This window comes from Xanthomarina sp. F1114, from assembly GCF_026410255.1.
Taxonomy (GTDB): domain Bacteria; phylum Bacteroidota; class Bacteroidia; order Flavobacteriales; family Flavobacteriaceae; genus Xanthomarina.
The window spans coordinates 13,835-36,191 of sequence record NZ_JAPMLL010000012.1; the positions used below are offsets into that span (position 1 = coordinate 13,835).

Sequence of the window (22,357 nt, forward strand, 5' to 3'; positions counted from 1 at the left end):
ACCTTACTTTAATAAAATTACACTTTTCTACTCATTAACTCTTTTCCAAAAGTTATCAACTCTAATTTCTTTTCGTTAGGAACATGTAATTTTTCTAAAACTAAAAAGGCTTTATTGGTGTAGTTTTCAATTTCTTTTTGTGTAGCTTCAGCCGAACCACTAGAAATAAAAATTTGTCTAGCTGTGTTTATTTTTTCAGCATGTTCTGTTGTATTTAAGCTAAATAAATGAATCAATTCTGTCTTTTTCTCTGGCTTAGCAAATTCCACCGCTTTTAAATACAAAAAGGTTTTTTTGTTTTCTATAATATCTCCCCCAACTTGTTTTCCAAAAGTTTTTGGATCGCCAAACACATCTAAATAGTCGTCTTGTAATTGAAAAGCTATTCCGAGGTTTCTACCAAACTGGTATATTATGTCTTGATCTTCTTCTGAAGCATTTGCTACAATTGCCCCCATTTTCATAGCAGCACCCACTAAAACTGCGGTTTTGTACTCAATCATTTTTAGATATTCCGGAATAGACACATCGTCTCTGGTTTCAAAATCCACATCAAATTGCTGACCTTCACAAACCTCTAGAGCTGTTTTACTAAACAGTTTTGCCAAACTTTGAAATGTATTCGCATCATAGGTTTCAAATAATTGATAAGCTAGAATTAGCATGGCATCACCTGAAAGAATTCCTGTATTTAAGTCCCATTTTTCATGAACCGTTTCCTTACCTCTTCGCAATGGTGCATCGTCCATTATATCGTCGTGTACTAAAGAAAAATTATGAAACATTTCAATACTAAGAGCTGCATTTAAAGCTGTTTTGTAAGAGCCATTAAAAATCTCGGCTGCCATTAAAGTTAAAACAGGTCGCAATCTTTTTCCGCCCAATTTTAGAATATAGTTTATAGGATTATATAAAGATTCTGGCTGTCTTTTTTTTGTAAAATCACCTAAATATGAAGTAAAGGCTTCCTGATAAAATGATACTTGTTGCATCACACAAAAATAGTGCAATTACAGCTACTAATCCAATAAGTTTATATGAATATTAACAAATATGAAAAACCCCGGAAACTATTTTGGTTTTTATAGTTTCCTATTGTACATTTGCCCATTAATTATGAGAGACAAAATACTTATTAATGCGGCAGATATGTTTTTAAACTATGGGTTTAAAAGTGTAACTATGGACGATATAGCCAATAATATTGGTATTTCTAAAAAAACTATCTATCAGCATTTCGACACAAAATCAAAGTTAATTGAAGCTACAACACTATATATGTTTGAGTTTATTGCTCATGGAATAGATTGTATTTGCGCTTTAAACAAAAACCCCATAGACGAGATTTTTGAAATAAAAAAGTTTACTATGGAGCATTTAAAAGACGAAAAATCATCGCCTCAGCATCAGCTTCAAAAGTATTATCCTAAAATTTTCGACAAGTTAAAAACCAATCAGTTTTGTATTATGCAAGACTGTGTTACAAACAATTTAACTCGTGGTGTAAAAGAAGGCTATTACAGAGATTCTATAAATATTAACTTTATTTCAAGGTTATATTTTAACACCATGATGTGTTTAAAAGATCCAGAGTTATTCCCATTAAATGATTTCTCGATGAGAACACTTATGGATAATTTTTTAGAATATCATATTCGTGGAATTAGCACAGAAAAAGGAATTTTAAAATTAAACAGCATAATCAACATCAATCAAAATACGATATAGACATCTTAACTTATATGAAAAACACATCATTCCTCCTCTTAAGTTTCCTTTTCTCCTCCATCCTGTTTTCGCAAGAAGTTCCTGAGAGTTTCACTTTACAGGAAGCTATAGACTATGCTTTAGAAAACAACCGTGCAGCAAAAAATGCTGTTCGTGATATTGAAGCAGCCGAAAAACAAAAATGGGAAACAACAGCCACAGGTTTGCCACAAATTAATGGCGCTGTAGATTATCAAAATTGGTTAAAACAACAAGTTTCCTTACTTCCGGGCGAATTAGCTGGAGGTGCTCCTGGCACATATATGCCTGTTACTTTTAGTCCAAAACAAAACTTGAATGCTACAGCTACATTAAATCAGCTAATTTTTGATGGCTCTTATATAGTAGGCTTGCAGTCTGCAAAAGTGTATTTGGAAATTTCAGAGAATGCTAAAACTAAAACAGATTTAGAGGTGCGCCAGGCTGTTATTAATGCCTATGGAAATGTACTATTGGCAGAAGAAAATTTAGCAATAGTGAACAAAAACATAGAAGTTCTTCAAAAAAACTTAGATGAAACCACCAAGATCTACGAAAACGGTTTGGCCGAAGAAGAAAGCGTAGAGCAATTGCAAATTACTTTAACTAGTTTAGAAAGCTATTTAAACAACGTAGTAAGACTAAAAGATTTAGCCTATAAAATGTTTAATATTACACTTGGGATAGATTTAAATCAAAACACAACATTAACAGAAAATCTAGAGACCCTAACACTTCAAAACATTTCTTTAGAATTACTTGAAACCGATGAAAACATCGAGAACAGTATCGATTACCAAATAGCCAAAAATCAGGAAGAATCTAAAGAGCTTTTATTAAAATTAGAAAAGAGCTCTTTTTTGCCAAGTATTAATGCTTTTATAAATGCAGGATATAGCGGGTATAATGAAACATTCGCTTTTACCCATAAAGACCAAGAATGGTATGGCTCCTCTCTTTTAGGGGTTAGTTTAAACATTCCTATTTTTAGTTCTGGAATGCGTAGTGCAGCTACTCAACGCGCACAGATTGATTTAGATATTGCTAAAGAAGATCTAACAGAAACCGAACAACAATTAAAATTCGAAATAGCTGCTGCTAAAAGCGATTATCAGTTTGCTATAGAAGAATACGAAAACAAGCGTCAAAATTTAAATTTATCCGAACGTATTGAGCAAAAAAACCAAACAAAGTTTTTTGAAGGAATTGCTTCTAGTTTCGATTTAAGACAAGCACAAACACAGCTTTACAGCGCACAGCAAGAATTTCTACAGTCCATGTTTAACGTTATTGCCAAAAAAGCAGAGCTAGAAACCATATTAAACACTATTAACTATTAAGCCAATTAACTATTATATCATACTCATGAAAAACATAAAAATCCTCCTCCTCTTAGCAGTCATTATCACCTCTTGTGGTGATAAAAAGACCAAGTCTTTTGATGATGTGCTGAGCTCTAATAATTTAACAGAACTAAAAGAAAAACGTAGCGAAATTGACACTGAGCAACAAAAACTCAATGATCAAATAGCATTACTTAATGAAAAAATTTCCAAATTAGATACCGTAAAAAGAATCCCTCTAATTACAACCTTTCATGCCAAAGCCGAAGTTTTTAAACACCAGCTTGAAATTCAAGGAAATGTTACTACCAAAAACCTTATAGTAATTACTCCAGAATACAATGGTATTTTAACAGATGTCTATGTCAAAGAAGGTCAAAAAGTAATAAAAGGACAGCTTTTGGCCAAAATTGACGATGGAGGTTTGAGTCAGCAATTAGCTCAATTAGAAATACAAGCCAATTTAGCTAAAACCACTTACGAGCGTCAAAAACGTTTATGGGATCAAAATATTGGAAGTGAGATCCAATTTTTACAAGCTAAATCTACTTTCGAATCTCAAACAGAAGCTGTAAACCAGTTAAAACAACAAATGGCTAAAACCAATATTACAGCACCGTTTTCTGGAACTATAGACGATGTAATTACAGAACAAGGTAGTGTTGTTGTTGCTGGACAATCACAAATTCTAAGAATAGTAAATCTGGAAAACATGTATATAGAGACTGATGTTCCAGAAAGATACATTTCAGATATTACCGTAGGAAAACATGTTATTGTTGAGTTTCCTATTTTAGGAAAAACATTAGAAACTGAAATCCGTCAGGCTGGAGATGTTATCAATCCAGCTAACCGAACTTTTAAAGTAGAGGTTAGTATTCCTAATAAAAATAAAACCATCAAACCTAACTTAACTGCTCGTCTTAAAATTAACGATTATACTAATGAGAGTGCCATATTAATCCCTTTAAGTATTATTTCTGAAAACGCTCAAGGCGAACAATACATTTACACCATAACCAATAAAAACGAGAAAGCAGAAGGGGAAGTTAAACGTGTTATCATAAAAACCGGTAAAACCCAAGGCGATGTTATAGAAGTGCTTGAAGGTGTAGAAGATGGTTCAGAAATTGTAAAAGAAGGCGCAAGAAGTGTTAAAGACGGACAAACCGTAAAAATCATTGAATTGCCAAATGACAATAAGAAGGAGATCAACCAAAATTCTAACGACTAAAAACTAGCCACTAATGACTAAGAAAAAGAAAAAACAAGTCGAAAAAGAATTTGGTTTAGCATCATGGGCTATCAACAACAAAACCACCATGTATGTTCTTATTCTGGTAATGTTTTACTTAGGTGTAGCTGCTTTTTTCCATATGCCTCGCGAAAGCTTCCCAGAAGTAAACGAAACCAAAATATACGTAAGTTCTATCTATCCTGGAAACACAGCCGAGGATGTTGAAAAATTAATTACGGATCCTTTAGAAGACGAGCTTAAAACAGTAAGTAACGTTGTAGAAATAACCTCAACTTCTCAAGAAGATTTCTCCATGATTATTGTGGAATTCGATGAGCACCTTACTGTAGAGCAAGCTAAACAGAAAGTAAAGGATGAAATAGACACCAAAACGGCTGGAGAAGACTGGCCAATGTCTAATGGTGCAAAAGTAAAACCCGATGTATTCGAGTTGAGTTTATCGGAAGAAATGCCCATTTTAAATATTAATATTTCTGGAGATTACCCAGTTGAAAAACTTAAGGAATACGGAGAATATCTTCAAGATGAAATTGAAGATCTATTAGAAATTAAAAAAGTAGATATTCGTGGAGCTCAAGATAAAGAGGTAGAAGTTGCTGTAGACATTTATAAAATGATGGCTGCAGAGGTAACTTTTAACGATATCTTAAACGCCATTAACAACGGAAACGTTACTATGTCTGCCGGAAACTTAATAGCCAGTGGACAACGTAGAAACATTCGTATTTTAGGCGAAATAGAATCGCCTGAAGAACTTAGAAACTTTGTTGTAAAAGCCGAAAAAGGTCATGCTATTTATTTAAAAGACGTGGCCACCGTTACTTTTCATGAAGAGGATAAAACCACTTTTGCTCGCGAATTTGGTGAACCAGTAGTCATGCTGGACGTTAAAAAACGTGCTGGAAAAAACATGGTTGCTGCAGCAGAACAAACACAAAAAATTGTACAAGAAGCCATTGACAATGTATTTCCTCAAGACTTAAAAGTTACAATTGCCAACGACCAATCTTCTGTAACCATTGCACAAGTAGACGATTTAGTAAACAATATTATTTTTGGAGTTATTCTTGTTGTAACTGTTTTAATGTTCTTTCTAGGCTTTAGAAACGCCATATTTGTTGGGTTTGCAATCCCAATGTCTATGTTTATGTCGCTAATGATATTAGATGCCTTAGGCCAAAGTTTAAATACCATGGTTCTTTTTGGTTTAATTATGGGACTTGGAATGCTGGTAGACAACGGAATTGTGGTTGTAGAAAACGTCTATCGTCTTATGGACGAGGAAGGCATGAGTCGTCTAGCAGCTGCCAAAATGGGAATTGGCGAAATTGCATTTCCTATTATAATTTCAACGGCTACAACGGTTGCCGCCTTTATTCCTTTAGGTCTATGGCCAGGTATTATGGGAGAGTTTATGATGGTTCTACCCATTACCCTTTCCATAGTTTTAGGCTCCTCCTTATTTGTTGCTGTTTTCTTTAATTCTGTATTGGTATCTCAATTTATGGAAACAGAAGACAAAGACATGCCTTTAAATAAAATTATTAGAAACTCTTCTATAATAGCCGTAATAGGTATTCTTATATTTATTTTTGGCGGCGATTACCGTGGACTTGGTTCCTTAATGGTTTTTACTGCTATCATGCTGTGGGTTTACAGATTGTTTTTACGTAAATGGGCCAATAGCTTTCAAACAAAAACACTTGTTAAATTAGAACGCTGGTACGAAGGTCAGTTACGCTGGGCTCTATCTTCTTGGCGACCTTATGTTTTAACTATTGGAACTTTTCTTTTACTAATAGCTGCATTTGTTGCTTTTGGAATTTCACTTAGTACACAACGTACTAAAGTGGAGTTTTTTCCAGATAACAAACCCAACCAGATTATTGTTTATATTGAATATCCGCAAGGTACTGCCATTGAGAAAACAAATGCCATTACAAAAGAAATTGAAAAAATTGTTTATAGTGTTATAAACGATAATCAGTATAAAGATGGCGATTATAATTTTATGGTAGAAAGCGCTGTATCGCAAGTTGGTGAAGGTGCAGGAAACCCACGAGCAGATAGTGGATCCTCGGCTGAGATGCCACATAAAGCAAAAATTACCGCCTCCATGCGCGAGTATAAATATCGTCGTGGGGAAGACAGTGAATTATTGCGTCAAAAAGTACAGCAATCTTTAGTAGGTGTTTTTCCCGGAATTCTAATTTCTGTTGAAAAAGATGAAAATGGCCCCCCAGCAGGTTCTCCTATTAATATTGAAATTGAAGGAGACGATTACGACGAGCTAATTAGAACAGCCGAAAATATGCGTGAATTCATTAATAACAAGAATATTCCTGGTATTGATGAACTTAAAATTGATGTTAACAAAGATAAACCATCCATGAGAGTGGTTGTTGACAGAGAAAAAGCTGGAGAATTAGGAATTAGCGCTGCGCAAGTAGGACAACAATTAAGAAATTCTATTTTCGGATCTAAAGCTGGAATTTATAAAGAAGATGGAGACGACTTTGATATTTATGTGCGTTTTAACGAAGAGAACCGTTATAATACCAGTGCCCTTTTTAATCAAAACATCACTTTTAGAGACAATACTGGACAGATAAAAAGCGTTCCAGTTTCGGCAGTAACCAGGCATGAAAACACCTCTGGTTTTAGTGCTATTAAACACAAAAACACGAGCCGTATTGTTACTGTTTATTCGGCATTATCTCCTGGATTTATTGATGCAGGTGCCATTATAGCGCAAATTCAAAATGAAATGAAAAGCTATAAAGGTATTTCTAAAAACATAAAAGTAGATTATACGGGACAAATTGAAGAACAACAAAAGCAACAAGACTTTTTAAACGGCGCTTTATTAACTGGTTTAGGGTTAATATTCTTCATCTTAATATTTCAATTTAACTCCATTTCAAAACCGGCCATTATTATGCTGGCTATCTTTTTAAGTTTTATTGGGGTTTTTGGTGGAATTGTAATCACCGGAAGTTCTTTTGTAATTATGATGACTATGGTTGGTATTATTTCGTTGGCAGGAATTGTAGTAAATAATGGGGTGGTTCTCCTCGATTATGGTGAATTACTTATCGGCCGAAAAAAGCAAGAATTAGGTGTAGATAGCGATACATATTTAGAAGAAAAAGATTTATATGAAACCATTGTACGCGCCGGAAAAGCGCGTTTACGACCGGTTTTATTAACAGCTATAACAACCATTCTTGGTTTAGTTCCGTTAGCTATTGGGTTAAACATTAATTTCTTTTCGTTTTTTAAAGAATTTGATGCCGATATTTATATGGGTGGAGATAACGTTGTTTTTTGGGGTCCATTAGCCTGGACAGTAATTTACGGGTTAATTGTAGCTACATTTTTAACTTTAATTATTGTACCCGTGTTATTTTTCTTAATAACTAAATTTAAAATGTGGTTGCGTAGCAAAACCAGAAAAGAACCACAACTTGAAACCCTAGAAGAACAAAACTAAAAATTGTTATCATTTAAATTATTGCTTTCCCTAAGCAGTAATTAATAGCGGGAAAAGCCTCGACAAATGTTGAGGCTTTTTTTTATTTAATAATCAGTTAACTTCCTTAAATTTGCAACCTATTTAATAAATTGAAATATGTATAGAAGTCATACTTGTGGTGAATTAAGAGCATCACACATCGATACGGAAGTCACTCTTTCTGGTTGGGTACAAAAATCTCGTGATAAAGGTTTTATTGTTTGGGTAGATTTACGCGATCGATACGGTATTACACAATTGGTTTTTGATGAAGAACGCACACCAAAAGCCATGATGGAGAAAGCGCAAAATCTTGGTCGTGAATTTGTAATTCAAGTGACCGGAACTGTTATTGAACGTGCTTCTAAAAACCCAAATATTCCTACTGGTGATGTAGAGATATTGGTTTCTAAAATGGATATTTTAAACGAATCTGTATTACCGCCTTTTACCATTGAAGATAAAACGGATGGTGGCGAAGATATTAGAATGAAATATCGCTATTTAGATATTCGAAGAAATCCGGTAAAAAACAGCTTAATTTTTAGACATAAAGTCACTCAAGAAGTTAGAAATTATTTATCTAATGATGGTTTTATTGAAGTTGAAACACCGTACTTAATTAAATCCACTCCAGAAGGTGCTAGAGATTTTGTAGTACCTTCTAGAATGAACGAAGGCGAGTTTTATGCCCTGCCTCAAAGTCCTCAAACCTTCAAACAACTATTGATGGTTGGTGGCATGGATAAATATTTTCAAATTGTAAAATGTTTTAGAGACGAAGATTTACGCGCAGACAGGCAGCCGGAATTTACACAAATTGACTGCGAAATGGCTTTTGTGGAGCAGGAAGATATCTTAAATGCTTTTGAGGGTTTAACCAGACATCTTTTAAAAGAAGTTAATGGGGTTGAAATAAACGAATTCCCAAGAATGCTTTACGACGATGCTATGCGTTTATATGGAAACGATAAACCAGACATCCGTTTTGGGATGGAATTTGGCGAATTAAACGATGTGGCACAACACAAAGATTTTGGTGTATTTAATTCTGCCGAATTAGTTGTTGGAATTGCTGTTCCAGGAGGAAATAGCTACACAAGAAAAGAAATCGACAAATTAATTGACTGGGTAAAACGCCCTCAAGTTGGTGCTTTAGGTATGGTTTATTCTCGTTGTAATGACGATGGAAGCTATAAATCTTCTGTAGATAAGTTTTACAATCAGGACGATTTAGCCAAATGGGCTGAAAAAACGGGTGCAAAACCTGGCGATTTAGTTTGTGTACTTTCAGGAGATAAAAATAAAGTACGTGCCCAATTAAGTGCCTTACGTATGGAATTAGCAGAACGTTTAGGCTTACGTAAACCTAACGAGTTTGCACCACTTTGGGTACTAGACTTCCCATTATTAGAATGGGATGAAGAAACCGAACGTTATCATGCCATGCACCACCCTTTTACTTCACCAAAGCCAGGGCAGTTAGAATTATTGGCTACAAATCCGGGAGAAGTAAAAGCCAATGCCTACGATTTAGTATTAAACGGAAATGAAATTGGTGGAGGTTCTATTAGAATTCACGATAAAAAAACACAAGCTTTAATGTTCGATTATCTAGGTTTTACGGAAGAGGAAGCTAAAGAACAATTTGGCTTCTTAATGAATGCCTTCGAATATGGTGCACCTCCACATGGTGGTTTAGCTTTTGGTCTGGATAGATTGGTTGCTATTCTAGGTGGTCAGGAAACTATTAGAGACTTTATTGCTTTTCCAAAAAACAATTCTGGACGCGATGTTATGATTGATGCACCAGCACCACTCGATAATAAACAGCTTGAGGAACTAAGTTTAAAGCTTAACTTAAAATCATAAAAATTAAAAATATGTCCCGATAGTCATCGGGACACATTTTTTAGTAGCTTTAGTTCATGAGAAAGAAGATTGTTAAAGTAATTTTATACATAGTGTTAATTCTAACAGCTATCTTGTTTGGATTATATACTTATGCTTATTTTGCTATGAACAATTAGTTTAAATTAAACTCACTCTGTAAATGAATTTAAAGTCTATAATAAAACCATTTATAATTTGGAGGTATAAACATATCTCTCAAAAGAACTTTGTTTTATTATTGAGCATTTTTGTTGGTTTATCTACTGGTATAGCTGCTTTAACACTAAAAAATATTACCTATTCCATTCAGGTATTCTTAAAAAAGGGAATTGTTTTTTCTGAAAATCAACTCTATTTTATTTTACCTTTTATAGGTTTACTTTTAGTGTTTATAATTAAAAAGTATTTGTTTAGCAAAGAAATGACCCCTTCGGTTCCTCCTTTTATTAAAAGAGCCGTTCCTTCACTTTTATACTCGCTTCTAAGACAAAAAGGATTACTTTCTTATAAACTTATTTATCATCCAATTATTTTAGCACCTTTAACCGTTGGTTTTGGTGGTTCTGTTGGATTATTAGGACCTGCTATTACTTCTGGTTCTGCTATAAGTTCCAATTTAAGTAGGTTATTACGAATTGATAAAAAAACAAGAACTTTACTTATTGCCTGCGCTACGGCTGGAGCTATTGCATCTATGTTTAAATCGCCCATTGCTGCTATTGTTTTTGCTGTAGAAGTATTCAGTTTAGACCTTACCTTTGCATCTTTATTGCCTTTATTAATAGCATCTATTTCATCTGTACTAACTTCTTACTTCTTTTTGGGAGACGAAGTGCTTTTCGATTTTACCCTTACAGATAAGTTCTCAATTAGTGATACTGCATTTTATATTATTTTAGGTTTAGGCACTGGAATAGCCTCCATATATTTCACTAAAATTTACTTTGCGGTTTATGCTTTTTTTGACCGGTTTAAAACCAAATTTATCAAACTATTAGTTGGTGGTATTACAATTGGTGTCATGCTGTATTTTATTCCTCCACTATATGGAGAGGGTTTAAGCTTTACAAAAGATCTGTTCGAAGGCAATTATCTACACGCTTTAGGCAGTTCGATATTCGATAAATACCTCGATAATATTTGGATAGTTATTGTTCTATTAATTGGATTTACCATTTTTAAAGCTATAGCAATGACCATCACCTTTGCAGCTGGCGGTGTAGGAGGAGTTATTGTACCAACCATGGTAATGGGTAGTGCTTTAGGAAATGTGGTTGCCAAAGTACTAAATAGTATAGGCTTTGGACATCAAGTTTCTGAGTCTAATTTCACTTTAGTGGGAATGGCAGGATTAATTGCAGGAGTTATCCATGCGCCTTTAACGGCCATCTTTTTAATTGCTGAAATTACCGGAGGTTACGAACTGTTTTTACCACTTATGATTACTGTTGCAATTTCATATTTAATTACTAAAAATTATATGGAACATACTATATATACAAAAGAATTAGCTGAAAGAGGAGATTTACTAACTCACGACAGAGACCAAAATGTTCTCACTACTATGAATTTGGAAAGTGTTATTGAAAAAAACTTTATTACATTACATCCAGAAATGTCTCTTGGCGATATGCTTTATAAAGGTGTTTCAAAGTCCAACAGAAATCTATTTCCTGTAGTTAATGAAGATCATGCTTTGGTAGGTATTATTCTTTTAGACGACATTAGAAGTATCATGTTCGATCAAGCTTTATACAATTCTACTTCTGTTGAAACTTTTATGCAAACTCCACCGGGTTATATTGATTATAACAAAGACAGTATGCGCCAAGTAATGAAAAAATTTCAAGATACAAATGCTTGGAATCTACCCGTAATTAAAGACGAAAAATACTATGGCTTTGTATCAAAATCTAAATTATTAACGGCATACAGACGTGAACTACTTAATTTTACTTAGATGAAAATTTCTTTAATTAAATATATAACCTTTTTCTTTTTTATCCTTTCTATTGGCAGCATTGCATCTGGATATTTTTTAGATGAGACTTACTCACAAAAACTTATTGGTTTTGGGGTTATTGGTCTATTTCTTATTGTGTTTCCGTTATTTTCTTATTATAGATGGAAAGACAGAAACCTAAAAGATTATATGATTACAAAAGAAAGTTTAGACAAAATGCGAGAGTATAAAGAGGGAAAAGATGTTTAGTTTAGGTTTCTTTTTTCAATAAAAAAACGCTTCATAAGCTCTGTTGCTTCTTCGGCTAAAACACCTCCAAGCATTGTAGTTTTTGGATGTAGTTGTGTATTTAATGTTAAGCAGCCACGTTTTTCGTCTCTAGCACCATAAACTATTTTAGATATTTGGCTCCAATACAACGCACCAGCACACATTTGACAAGGTTCTAGAGTTACATAAAGTGTACAGTTTTGAAGATATTTTCCTCCTAAAAAATTGGCAGCAGCAGTAATAGCTTGCATCTCGGCATGCGCTGTTACATCATTTAAAAGTTCGGTTAAATTATGCGCTCTAGCTATTATTCTATTATCTATAACTATTACAGCTCCAACAGGTATTTCGCCTTTGCGGAAAGCTTCTTCTGCTTCCTGTAAAGCTTTTTTCATAAAATAGGTGTCATCCAACAAATTTTCCATAGATGTAAAAATAAAAAAAGACAGCTATAAACCTATAGCTGTCTTTTATTTTCAATTTAAAAAAATCAATTACTTTTTAATAACCTTATGGTTTGCACTAAAAGTCTCTCCGTTTATATTTAATATATAAATACCAGACTGTAAGTTATTAATATCAATTTCTACTTGGTTAAACAGCTCTACCTCTTTAGATAGTACTTGTCTTCCATTAATATCAGTAATAGAAAGTGTTACTTGACCATAGTTTTTAGCAGTTTTAATAAACAAACGACCGTTAGTTGGGTTTGGATATACTTGGTAGCTACTAGTATTAAATTCTTCAACACCTATAGTTGTACAAGCTGCAAATTCAGGACCATCAAAATCTGGTCTAGTAAAATCTTCTACTTGATCTGTTCTACTAAAACCATAACCTTCATCTGCATCTAAACCAACTCCTCTGTTAGCAAAAACTTCCCAAATTAGACATTGATCTTCACCTCCAGTTAGCGCCATATCTGCTGATAAGATAGCATCTCTACCAGTTACAAATCCTGGCGTACACCCTTGAAGTTTTAACCCGTCCAATACTATTTGCATAACTTTATTGTTTCCACCTGTTCCTTCATATAAATCTGGATCAAAACCATATTTATCTACATAAGCCCAAGTTAAGTCCCACAAAACAGTAGCCCAAATAAAGCCTATTCCGTGTGGTACAGCAACGTTTAAATCGTTAGTATCAATATATGTATAATCGTTTATTGCAAAATCTGTGCTATAAGGAGCTTCTCTAATTCCTATTCCATCAATTGGTTGCGATGTTGCATATGTTCCTATCGGTCTTGCATCTTCAGGCTGATCACCTGCTTTCATAGTTAGCATTAATGCAAACCAGTCAGACCATCCTTCTCCCATTTGCTCTTTATTAGTCAAACAGTTAGTATCAGGACCACCTGTTAATCTAGTAGAAATACCATGCCCATACTCATGTGCAACAATACCATTATCGAAACTACCATCTTTCATATAATTCCCAGTTCCTTGTAAAGTAACATTAACGGTTTGCGTCTCCATAACATTAAGTATGGCCTGGATATCACCGTTACTCATAAATACAGAAGGGATTGTAAATAGTGGATCTGCTTCTCCCGCCATGTTTACATAAGGCACATATTCCGGGTCGTTACCTGGATCTGGATAGTTATATACAATAACTGCAATAGCTCCGGCATCTTCTGCATTTCTAATTTTGTCTACAAAAGGACAAGTACCTCTTTGTATAACTGCAATCTTTCCAGCTACATCACCAAATGTGTTACAACCTTCTGTTGGGGCATCCGAACCATCGTCCACTAACACTAATTCTCCCGTAACAGGGTCATCTCCAATTCCAGTAATATTGTTTGGAGGCGTAGTTGCAGGGTTTACAGCTGGATATGTTCCTGCAACAGATGTATTATTAACAGTTACTAAGTTTTGCACACCTCCTGGTGGAGACCATAAATACATTTGCATTCTAGGAGCATAACCATCTATAGGAGTTGCAAAATTGGCGTTATTTGTTGCTTCTCCATCTTGTCCTTGAGCTTGAACGGCATCGTTGCCTATGCCACCATTACCATAATTATTTTGTTGAAAGTTACCTGAAACTTCATCAAAACCATAACGGTACCATACATCATGCATAATATTACTTACGTAAAACATATTTGTTATGGACGCGTCTTGATATCCATTTGGTTCTTGTTCTAAATTTAATGGAAAATCAAAATTTAAAGAAGCTGTTCCGTCTGGAGAATATCCTGGAGTATTTGTAGCTGCAGTATCTTCGTATGCATATACATTATTTCCTCTGGTAATTGTATATTCTGCACCAGCCGCTCCGTTGGTATCATGCCATCCATAAGGAGAAGCTACATCGTCTGAAGGTGAACTCAACAAAGTTCTTCCTCCAAAGCTAGGAGCTTCTACTGGGAATGCGAAAACATTATATGAAGATCCATCTGCACCAAAAGAGTTTGTTTTAAATAAAGTAAAGTCTTCTTTTGAATTAGCATGGTAGGCATGGTTTGAATGATCACCATCACCAAAATCACAAGATAAAACCCAGTCATTTTTATCAATTATTTGACCGCTTACAGCATCTACACGTACACTCCACCAGTTTTTTCCGTTTAAAGCGTTAATGTTTAAGTCCCAAGCTAGTTTTAATTCACCTAACTCTTCTGAATACGAGTAAACTAATTTTACAGGAATATTAGTTTGAGATACATTTGCTCCATTATAAACAAACTCATTTCCTTTACCTGAAATTAGTTCTAAGCCTTGAACATTTCCTAAGTTTAATTGAGAAGCTGCATTTTCTAAAGCTGCTTGTGCATTAATTTGTGGAGTAATAGTATTTACCTTTTGCCCAATTTGACTTATTAAATTATTGGAATAGTAAAAAACAGCATGGTCTTTTATAGCAACACTAGAAACAGCATTAAAAATCCCTATCCCATGGTAACGTTGGTTTACGTACACATGGTTAATTTCTGTACTTTTTGAAAAGTACTCGTTAGTTACATATAAATCCTGAATATCATTATCAGTAAGATTATACGCTGCTTTGTTTCTAAGCAAATAAGTTTCGATAACATTGCCATACTTGGAATCAGCTAAGTTATGCTGTGCAAAACCTGCCAAACCAAAAAACAACATACCGACAACTAATAGTCTTTGGAGGTAATTCTTTTTCATTTCTATTTGATATTTTTAAATTTGAATTTGTCAAATATAAGCCCCATCTTCTTATTATTATAATATAATCATAATAAATCTTTAAAATACTTTATAAAGCAATTAAATTAACAGTTATTTTAATAATTTTACCACATAAATTACACCTATGGCCACAGGCTTTTTAAACTCTATTGAATCTTCAGAAGATTTACGCAAACTTTCAAAAGAACAACTTCCAAAATTGGCTGAAGAATTAAGACGTTTTATTATTGATATTATTGCAACCAAGGAAGGCCACTTAGGGGCTAGTTTAGGAGTTATTGAGCTTACCATTGCTTTGCATTATGTAATTAATACACCAGAAGATCTTTTGGTATGGGATGTTGGACATCAAGCCTATGGACATAAAATATTAACTGGCAGAAAGGATATCTTTCATACTAATAGACAACTACATGGAATAAGTGGGTTTCCAAAAAGAGATGAAAGTAAGTTTGACACTTTTGGAGTTGGACATTCTTCCACTTCTATTTCTGCTGCTTTAGGAATGGCGCTTGCCTCGAAACTTAAAGGTAATTTAACCAGGCAACATGTGGCTGTTATAGGAGATGCATCTATAGCTAGTGGTATGGCTTTTGAAGGTTTAAATCATTCCGGTGTTACAGATGCCAATTTACTAGTTATTTTAAACGATAATGCCATAGGAATTGATCCTTCTGTCGGTGCTTTAAAACAGTATTTAACCAACGTCAAGAAAGGAACTGAAAAGCAGGATAATATTTTTGAAGCTCTTAATTTCAATTACTCTGGTCCTATTGATGGACATGATATCTATAAACTTATTTCTGAATTAGAACGACTTAAAACTGTAAAAGGTCCTAAGTTTCTACATATAATTACCAAAAAAGGGAAAGGCCTAAAACAGGCTGAAGACAATCAAGTTACATACCATGCGCCAGGAAAATTTGATGCTATAACAGGAGACTTAATTACGAAACCAAATCTAAAACAGGCTCCAAAATATCAAGATGTCTTTGGTTTTACCTTAGTGGAATTAGCTAGAAATAATCCGAAAATTATTGGAATTACACCAGCTATGCCTACAGGAAGTTCTTTAAAATATATGATGGCAGAAATTCCTGAACGTGCTTTTGATGTAGGAATAGCAGAGCAGCATGCTGTGACGCTTTCGGCTGGAATGGCAACTCAAGGACTTATTCCCTTTTGTAATATTTACTCTACTTTTTTACAACGGGCCTACGACCAAATTATCCACGATGTAGCTTTACAGAGCTTGCCAGTTATTTTTTGCTTAGATCGTGCTGGCTTGGTTGGACAAGATGGTGCAACACATCATGGGGTTTTTGATTTGGCCTATTTACGCTGTATACCAAATCTGATTATTTTTGCGCCCAGAAACGAAGTGGAACTTCGAAATATACTTTATACAGCTCAATTAGGTAAATTAAAGCACCCTCTTGCTATTAGATATCCTAGAGGAAGAGGTAGTACTTTAGACTGGCAACAAGATTTTTTAGAGATTAAAACAGGAACAGGAGCTGTTTTAAAAGAAAACGGAACAATAGCCGTTTTGAGTATTGGTACTATTTCAAGAAACTGTACGGAAGCCATTAATTTATTACCAGATATACATACTGTTTCTCATTACGATATGCGTTTTGTTAAACCTTTGGATGAAAAATTACTTCACGACATTTGTAAAAAATATCAATCCATAATTACTGTTGAAGATGGTTGCATTACGGGAGGATTTGGAACAGCCATATTAGAGTTTGCTGCACAGAATAATTATAAAAACACCTTCAAAACCTTAGGTGTACCAGACCAGTTTATTGAACACGGCACAACAGAAGAGTTGCAACAATTATGTGGCATAGATAGCTTATCTATTTCTAAAGCCCTTATTGAACTTCTATAAGCTCTTTTCCTAAAAATAAAAAGGCGACTTTTTTCAAGTCGCCTTTATTTTTTTGATTTAAAGCATTATTTAATAATAAACTTTTTTGTTTCGGTGAATTGCCCTTGAGTAAATTTAGCCAAATATAAACCAGGTCTTAAATTTAATGACATTTGCTTCTTACCATTAGCACTTAAATTTAGTCGCTCTTTAGAAATTAGCTGGCCACTTAAATTATAAATTACTAAATCTAATTCTCCTAGATTAGACTTAGAAGAAATGGTAATTTCTCCATTAGAAACGGTAGGATATAAAGATAAATCTGAAGCTAATGTAACTTCCTCTACACTTAAAGCATCTGGAGTAAACATACCAGAAAACACACCTCTACCGTGTGTTGCCGCATACACCATATTATCATTTCTTAGATCTAAATCTAATACTTTTACATTACTCATTCCATTAAAAGCAGAGTGCCAGTTTGGAGATGCATCGGAAAAATTATTAGTATACCAAACTCCTAATTCTGTTCCAATTAACACTTCTTCAAGATTTAAAGGGTTCTGTAAAATTGTTTTCACTGGAAGATCTGGTAAATCACCATCTTTTGCTTCCCAGGTTGCACCACCATCACTAGTATACCATACATTATTTACTCCATAATTATGCATAGTTACAAAAATATCGTTTTCAGATTGTCCAAACTCAATATCAGACACACTTCCTACCAATAAATTTCCATCAATTCCTTCCCAAGAAGGACTTGCATTATTAGCGTTTGAAACTATTAAAATATCGCCAAGTCGGGTTCCAACAATTAATTTAGTCGTTCCTGTAGTATATGGAGATACCGTTAATGCTGTTACAGGAGCAGCTAATAATTCATCTGTTAGATTTGTACTAGATAAAGTACCTGAAGATTTTATTCCTGAATACCTCTTAACAACATAATTAGCGCCAGAAGAATAATTAGAATACAAAATATCCAAATTAGAATCTAAAGCTTGAGGGTTTATAAAAGACCCATTACTGGCATTTTCATTATTAATAGTAACGTTTGCCCCCAATGATCCATCTGCAGCTAAATAACGCAAATTAATTCCTGCATTGTACACATAGTTTCTAATAAAATATCTATCTGTACCATCTTGATCGAAGAAAGTGTAACCTCCATCTCCCCCATAAGGTTCAATAGCATCATCTACTCCATTAGGATTTGCATTTTGCATTAGCTGTGTTCCGTTATCCTGTAAACCTCCAGCAAAATAATCTCCAGAAAATGCAGTTGTTGGAGCTACACCTAATGAATAGAACTGAGATGTATTATAACCTGTATTTCTAGATTCTGTGGTTGTTCCTCCGTTTGGAGAATAATAAACTCCTCCATCATTTCCAATAACAATTTTGTTAGGATTAGAATGTCCAAAGGCCAAAATATGTTGATCTGCATGTACTAATGGCACATCTAGGTTGGCTAAGTTATTATTATTAGACCATTTAGATATTTGGTTCCACGCATTTGCACCGTTTGTTGACTTAAACATATCGATACCTCCGGCATAAACAATTTCATCGTCAGTAGGATCTACTTCTAATAACAAATCGTAGAAGGCTTGCCCTCTAGTAAAGTCTCCAGCTGGTATTGCATTGTCTGCATCGTTTGGTAGCGGTTTATTTTGTACCAAATACACAGGCTGAAAACCTGTTGTTGTTTTTTTAATATTTACCCCACCAGGTACTTCTGACAACACATAAACTTTATCTGGAACCGTAGCAGAAACAGCAATCTGTGTTCTTAAAGCTCCATTAACAGCATAAGCTTGTGTAAACGTATTTCCATCTGTCGACGAGAAAATAACACCACCACCGTCTCCGTATAATTTACTAGGAGTGGTTGACATCCATATTTTGCCATCAGCTCCAATTTCTAAATCGTTAGGGCAGTATCTATGTCCTCCTTCGGTTAATGGTAAGTTAATATCAACCCAATTAGCACCACCATCCACAGATTTATATAACCCATAAGACAAACCTCCGATAGTTGTTGCAGCGTTTGAAGAAGAATATAGAGCATCTGCAGCAGCCACATAAATCTCTGAAACTCCTCCATTATTTCTAACTTTCACATCGTTAATATGCTGAACTCCTGGAACAACCAAGGCTGTAAAATCTCCAGAGGAAGGATTTAAACTACCATTGACTACTCCTGAAGCCATAGCAGCTTCTAGAGTGTCACCATCTGCCATACTAATCATAACAGAAGGGATTGTTATTGTAGCATCTGTACCTCCCATTGGCACTGGTTCTCCTGGCACATTATTCATTACAATTGCGGCAATAGCTCCCGCATTTTGTGCGTTTTTAACTTTATCAACAAACGCACACTGTCCTCTTCTTATTAATGCAATTTTTCCAGCTGCACTAGGCCCAAAAGAATTACATCCTTCAGTAGGAACCCCAGATGAATCATTTGCTAAAATAAAATCGGCAGTAATAGTAGTTGTAATTTCGGATCCAAAATTTGTAGTTGGATAAGACTGATAGTTTCCAGCAATTCCAGCTGGTGAGTTTACAGTAATATTAGAGGCTGAAACAAAATAACTTACTCCCGTATTACCTCCAAAAACATTTACCCAGGTATCTCCACCATCAGTAGATTTCCATAATCCGTCTCCATTAATAGAGCCATCGGTATGACCTACATAAGATTCTCCCGTTCCTACATAGAATGTATTTGTATCATTAGGGTCGTAAGCTATACTTGAAACTGCAAAATTTTCAGGAAGATCTAATCTTGTCCACACACTATTTGGGCTAGAAATATTCGTGTTTTTCCACAAACCTCCACTTACTCCACCAGCAATAACTGTATTGTCTGTTGGATCGTTAGGATCGAACATTAATGCTCTTGTTCTACCTCCAACATTATTTGGTCCACGCTCCATCCATCCATTATCTAACGCATCTCCCGGGACTCTTCCTGCAGACATAGTCTCTTCTCTTTGCTCAAGAAGCTCTTTTTGTAATTCTGCTACTTTAATTGGTGTAGGTCTTCCTAAATCTGGATTCATAGTTAGAATCCATTGCTCTTCATTATACTTGTTTGGCGTTAATCTATGTTCCTTTCTTTCTTTTTTAGACAGTAGTAATTCTGCTTGAAATGGACTATTAGCCAAGTGTTCTTTGTGTTTTTGCTTCAGTTCTTCTACTGAGACTACAACATCATCATTCTTTTCAACATCTTTCTTAGGTGAATCACAATTAAAAACTGCTAAAAGGAGGGTCGCACTAAATAAAACATTAAAATTTTTTATGTAAAATTTTTTCATGAGTATATATATTTAGTTAAAAATAATTTAATTAATTCGATACCACAAAAAAAAGCAGGTATTTTTTTTTGAACTAATACACTGTGTACCATAGCTCTGTATATAAAAACGTTTCATTATTTTTTTAAAAAGCTGAAAAATAGATATTTCAAACCATAAAAAACGTTTAGAAAATACTAGATTTAAAATGCTACAAAATTAAAATTGCTTATAATGAAGTAAAAATTAATTATATTAAATAGTTAATAATCTTACTCAGAGTCGGCGTAGTATTGCTGCGTATTAACCTCAGAAGCTGTTGTTTGATTTATTTCTTTAAGTGCTAAAACAGAAGCAAATACAACAAATATAATAACAATAGCTCCTAGTATATTTTTTTTCATCTTGAGGTCAGATTTGGGATCTTAGATAAGTAAAAGTAATTTATTATACTTTTTTAAACAAGAAATATTGAAAAAAAAACGACTAACGTACGTAAGATTATACTTATAAAGCAATCGCTTTTATCTTCTTATATTTTAAAATAGCCTGACTATCGGACAATAAAGACACATAATGACATACACTTAAAAGCTTGGTGTAAGTTGAGCTTTCTTCTTCAAAATAAAGATCTGGAATACTCTTAAGAATCAACAAATCGTAATGAGAGGCTTTTTCTTGAGTCTTATTTATTAGAGCTTTTGTATAGACACCTAAAAGTGTTTGTATAACTTCAAAACCAACAATTTCTTTATCGATTACTTCTTCAGACTGATAGACCTTTTTTACACTTATTTTAATAATGTCGTTAATTTGAGCTTCATACTGACTTTTATCTAACAAACCAGTTGAAAAATTATCGTTTAAAATAGCTTCTTCGTTAATTAAAAACACATCAACCGCTTCATTAATTAAAGTATTAATAGCTAAGGCTCGCAAATAGCTTATGCGATCCTGGGTATTAGAAAGCTGGTGATACTTTTCTGAATTAATTGTATTCTTTACCAGATTAATAAGATATTCTAAGGCATACTCCTCTTGGATAAGCCCTAAGTTAATTCCATCTTCAAAATCTATAATAGTATAGCAAATATCGTCTGCAGCTTCTACCAAATAGGTTAAAGGATGTCTAGAAAAACTGAAATCTTCATCTGCACCTCTTTTTATCAAGCCTAACTCGTTTGCAACATCAACAAACAGTTCTTTTTCACTTTGAAAAAACCCGTATTTTTTATCAGCAATATGATTAGTCGGTTTTTTAGGCAATGATTCTTTGGGGTATTTTGTAAAAGCGCCAAGCGTAGCATAACTTAGACGCAGACCACCTTCTCTACCAATTCGATTTTGGGTAGCAATTTTAAAACCGTTGGCATTCCCTTCAAAATCGCATAAATCTTGATATTCTTTTAAGGTTAATTCCTTTTTATACTCTTTTCCTGCTCCAGATATAAAGAATTGGCCAATAGCTTTTTCTCCAGAATGTCCAAAAGGCGGATTTCCAATATCGTGAGCCAATGCTGCTGCTGCTACAATAGCCCCGAAATCGTTAGCTTGATATCCGTGAATAGTTTGTAAATGCGGGTATTTTTCTAGCAACTTAGCACCTACTTTTCTTCCTAAAGTCCTTCCAACAACACTTACTTCCAAGCTATGGGTTAGTCTGGTATGTACAAAATCTGTTTGAGACAAAGGAATTACTTGAGTTTTATCTTGAAGACTTCTAAACTCTGATGAGAATATAATTCTATCGTAATCTACTTCAAAGCCCAAACGTGTTTCGTCTTGTTCTTTTCTTAAACGCTTATTTGTATCTCCATAACGTTTTAAGGAGAGTAATTGTTCCCAATTCATAGTTCCTATTTATCTGCTGCAAGATACATTTTTTAACGTTTTAATACATCTTCATATATAAACAATTCAAATGAACTTGGTGTTAAGATATCATTTCTAAAATCAGCGTCTTATGTAAACTCAATAACATTAAGCTAACCGTTTTATTACAAAGGCATAATC

Annotated in this window: 14 protein-coding genes; 8 read left to right on the forward strand and 6 right to left on the reverse strand. The window is 34.2% G+C overall.

Translation table 11 applies throughout. The annotated features are described in order from the left end of the window. Positions 1–17 precede the first annotated feature (17 nt). A complete protein-coding gene (locus OS188_RS10805; RefSeq protein ID WP_267148959.1) occupies positions 18–992 on the reverse strand; it encodes a polyprenyl synthetase family protein in 975 nt (324 codons plus the stop codon). A gap of 124 nt (positions 993–1,116) precedes the next feature. On the opposite strand from OS188_RS10805, the gene OS188_RS10810 reads away from it, so the two are divergent. From OS188_RS10810 to OS188_RS10840, 7 genes are all read left to right on the forward strand, one after another. After that, positions 1,117–1,728 carry a TetR/AcrR family transcriptional regulator gene (locus OS188_RS10810; RefSeq protein WP_267148856.1) on the forward strand — a complete coding sequence of 204 codons (612 nt, stop codon included), beginning with the start codon at positions 1,117–1,119 and terminating at the stop codon, positions 1,726–1,728. Between the two features lie 14 nt (positions 1,729–1,742). Further along, positions 1,743–3,086, forward strand: coding sequence for a TolC family protein (locus OS188_RS10815; protein WP_267148857.1), 1,344 nt, complete (start codon positions 1,743–1,745; stop codon positions 3,084–3,086). 25 nt (positions 3,087–3,111) lie between these two features. Beyond that, complete coding sequence (locus OS188_RS10820) at positions 3,112–4,323, forward strand: efflux RND transporter periplasmic adaptor subunit (protein ID WP_267148858.1); 1,212 nt, start codon at positions 3,112–3,114, stop codon at positions 4,321–4,323. 13 nt (positions 4,324–4,336) lie between these two features. Next, on the forward strand, positions 4,337–7,840 hold the full coding sequence (locus OS188_RS10825) for an efflux RND transporter permease subunit (protein WP_267148859.1): 3,504 nt from the start codon (positions 4,337–4,339) through the stop codon (positions 7,838–7,840). Positions 7,841–7,978: 138 nt separating this feature from the next. Then, positions 7,979–9,733 (forward strand): aspartate--tRNA ligase, encoded by a 1,755-nt coding sequence (gene aspS, locus OS188_RS10830; RefSeq protein ID WP_267148860.1) that lies wholly within the window; start codon positions 7,979–7,981, stop codon positions 9,731–9,733. A gap of 181 nt (positions 9,734–9,914) precedes the next feature. Beyond that, positions 9,915–11,714, forward strand: coding sequence for a chloride channel protein (locus tag OS188_RS10835; RefSeq protein ID WP_267148861.1), 1,800 nt, complete (start codon positions 9,915–9,917; stop codon positions 11,712–11,714). Beyond that, the gene (locus OS188_RS10840; protein WP_267148862.1) at positions 11,715–11,966 is read left to right on the forward strand and encodes a hypothetical protein; all 252 of its coding nucleotides are present in this window, start codon (positions 11,715–11,717) and stop codon (positions 11,964–11,966) included. Here the strand turns inward: OS188_RS10840 and OS188_RS10845 are convergent. Both OS188_RS10845 and OS188_RS10850 read right to left on the reverse strand, forming a co-directional pair. Continuing rightward, positions 11,963–12,412 carry a nucleoside deaminase gene (locus OS188_RS10845; protein WP_267148863.1) on the reverse strand — a complete coding sequence of 150 codons (450 nt, stop codon included), beginning with the start codon at positions 12,410–12,412 and terminating at the stop codon, positions 11,963–11,965. The genes OS188_RS10840 and OS188_RS10845 overlap by 4 nt on opposite strands. A gap of 69 nt (positions 12,413–12,481) precedes the next feature. Then, positions 12,482–15,136 carry a T9SS-dependent M36 family metallopeptidase gene (locus OS188_RS10850; protein ID WP_267148864.1) on the reverse strand — a complete coding sequence of 885 codons (2,655 nt, stop codon included), beginning with the start codon at positions 15,134–15,136 and terminating at the stop codon, positions 12,482–12,484. A gap of 148 nt (positions 15,137–15,284) precedes the next feature. On the opposite strand from OS188_RS10850, the gene OS188_RS10855 reads away from it, so the two are divergent. Next, entirely contained in the window at positions 15,285–17,057 is a 1,773-nt protein-coding gene (locus OS188_RS10855; protein ID WP_267148865.1) for a 1-deoxy-D-xylulose-5-phosphate synthase, read from the forward strand. Positions 17,058–17,122: 65 nt separating this feature from the next. On the opposite strand, the gene OS188_RS10860 is transcribed toward OS188_RS10855, so the two are convergent. The 3 genes from OS188_RS10860 to dgt all read right to left on the reverse strand — a co-directional run bounded on the left by OS188_RS10860 (position 17,123) and on the right by dgt (position 22,195). Beyond that, complete coding sequence (locus OS188_RS10860; RefSeq protein WP_267148866.1) at positions 17,123–20,365, reverse strand: PA domain-containing protein; 3,243 nt, start codon at positions 20,363–20,365, stop codon at positions 17,123–17,125. Between the two features lie 251 nt (positions 20,366–20,616). After that, complete coding sequence (locus tag OS188_RS10865) at positions 20,617–20,748, reverse strand: hypothetical protein (RefSeq protein ID WP_267148867.1); 132 nt, start codon at positions 20,746–20,748, stop codon at positions 20,617–20,619. A gap of 103 nt (positions 20,749–20,851) precedes the next feature. Then, positions 20,852–22,195, reverse strand: coding sequence for a dGTP triphosphohydrolase (gene dgt, locus OS188_RS10870; protein WP_267148868.1), 1,344 nt, complete (start codon positions 22,193–22,195; stop codon positions 20,852–20,854). Positions 22,196–22,357 lie beyond the last annotated feature (162 nt).

What these genes read in the sequence shown, in the direction of transcription:
- OS188_RS10805 (WP_267148959.1), bottom strand. Translation starts at nt 992, where the DNA reads ATGCAACAAGTATCATTTTATCAGGAAGCCTTTACTTCATATTTAGGT.
- OS188_RS10810 (WP_267148856.1), top strand. Translation starts at nt 1,117, where the DNA reads ATGAGAGACAAAATACTTATTAATGCGGCAGATATGTTTTTAAACTAT.
- OS188_RS10815 (WP_267148857.1), top strand. Translation starts at nt 1,743, where the DNA reads ATGAAAAACACATCATTCCTCCTCTTAAGTTTCCTTTTCTCCTCCATC.
- OS188_RS10820 (WP_267148858.1), top strand. Translation starts at nt 3,112, where the DNA reads ATGAAAAACATAAAAATCCTCCTCCTCTTAGCAGTCATTATCACCTCT.
- OS188_RS10825 (WP_267148859.1), top strand. Translation starts at nt 4,337, where the DNA reads ATGACTAAGAAAAAGAAAAAACAAGTCGAAAAAGAATTTGGTTTAGCA.
- aspS (WP_267148860.1), top strand. Translation starts at nt 7,979, where the DNA reads ATGTATAGAAGTCATACTTGTGGTGAATTAAGAGCATCACACATCGAT.
- OS188_RS10835 (WP_267148861.1), top strand. Translation starts at nt 9,915, where the DNA reads ATGAATTTAAAGTCTATAATAAAACCATTTATAATTTGGAGGTATAAA.
- OS188_RS10840 (WP_267148862.1), top strand. Translation starts at nt 11,715, where the DNA reads ATGAAAATTTCTTTAATTAAATATATAACCTTTTTCTTTTTTATCCTT.
- OS188_RS10845 (WP_267148863.1), bottom strand. Translation starts at nt 12,412, where the DNA reads ATGGAAAATTTGTTGGATGACACCTATTTTATGAAAAAAGCTTTACAG.
- OS188_RS10850 (WP_267148864.1), bottom strand. Translation starts at nt 15,136, where the DNA reads ATGAAAAAGAATTACCTCCAAAGACTATTAGTTGTCGGTATGTTGTTT.
- OS188_RS10855 (WP_267148865.1), top strand. Translation starts at nt 15,285, where the DNA reads ATGGCCACAGGCTTTTTAAACTCTATTGAATCTTCAGAAGATTTACGC.
- OS188_RS10860 (WP_267148866.1), bottom strand. Translation starts at nt 20,365, where the DNA reads ATGAAAAAATTTTACATAAAAAATTTTAATGTTTTATTTAGTGCGACC.
- OS188_RS10865 (WP_267148867.1), bottom strand. Translation starts at nt 20,748, where the DNA reads ATGAAAAAAAATATACTAGGAGCTATTGTTATTATATTTGTTGTATTT.
- dgt (WP_267148868.1), bottom strand. Translation starts at nt 22,195, where the DNA reads ATGAATTGGGAACAATTACTCTCCTTAAAACGTTATGGAGATACAAAT.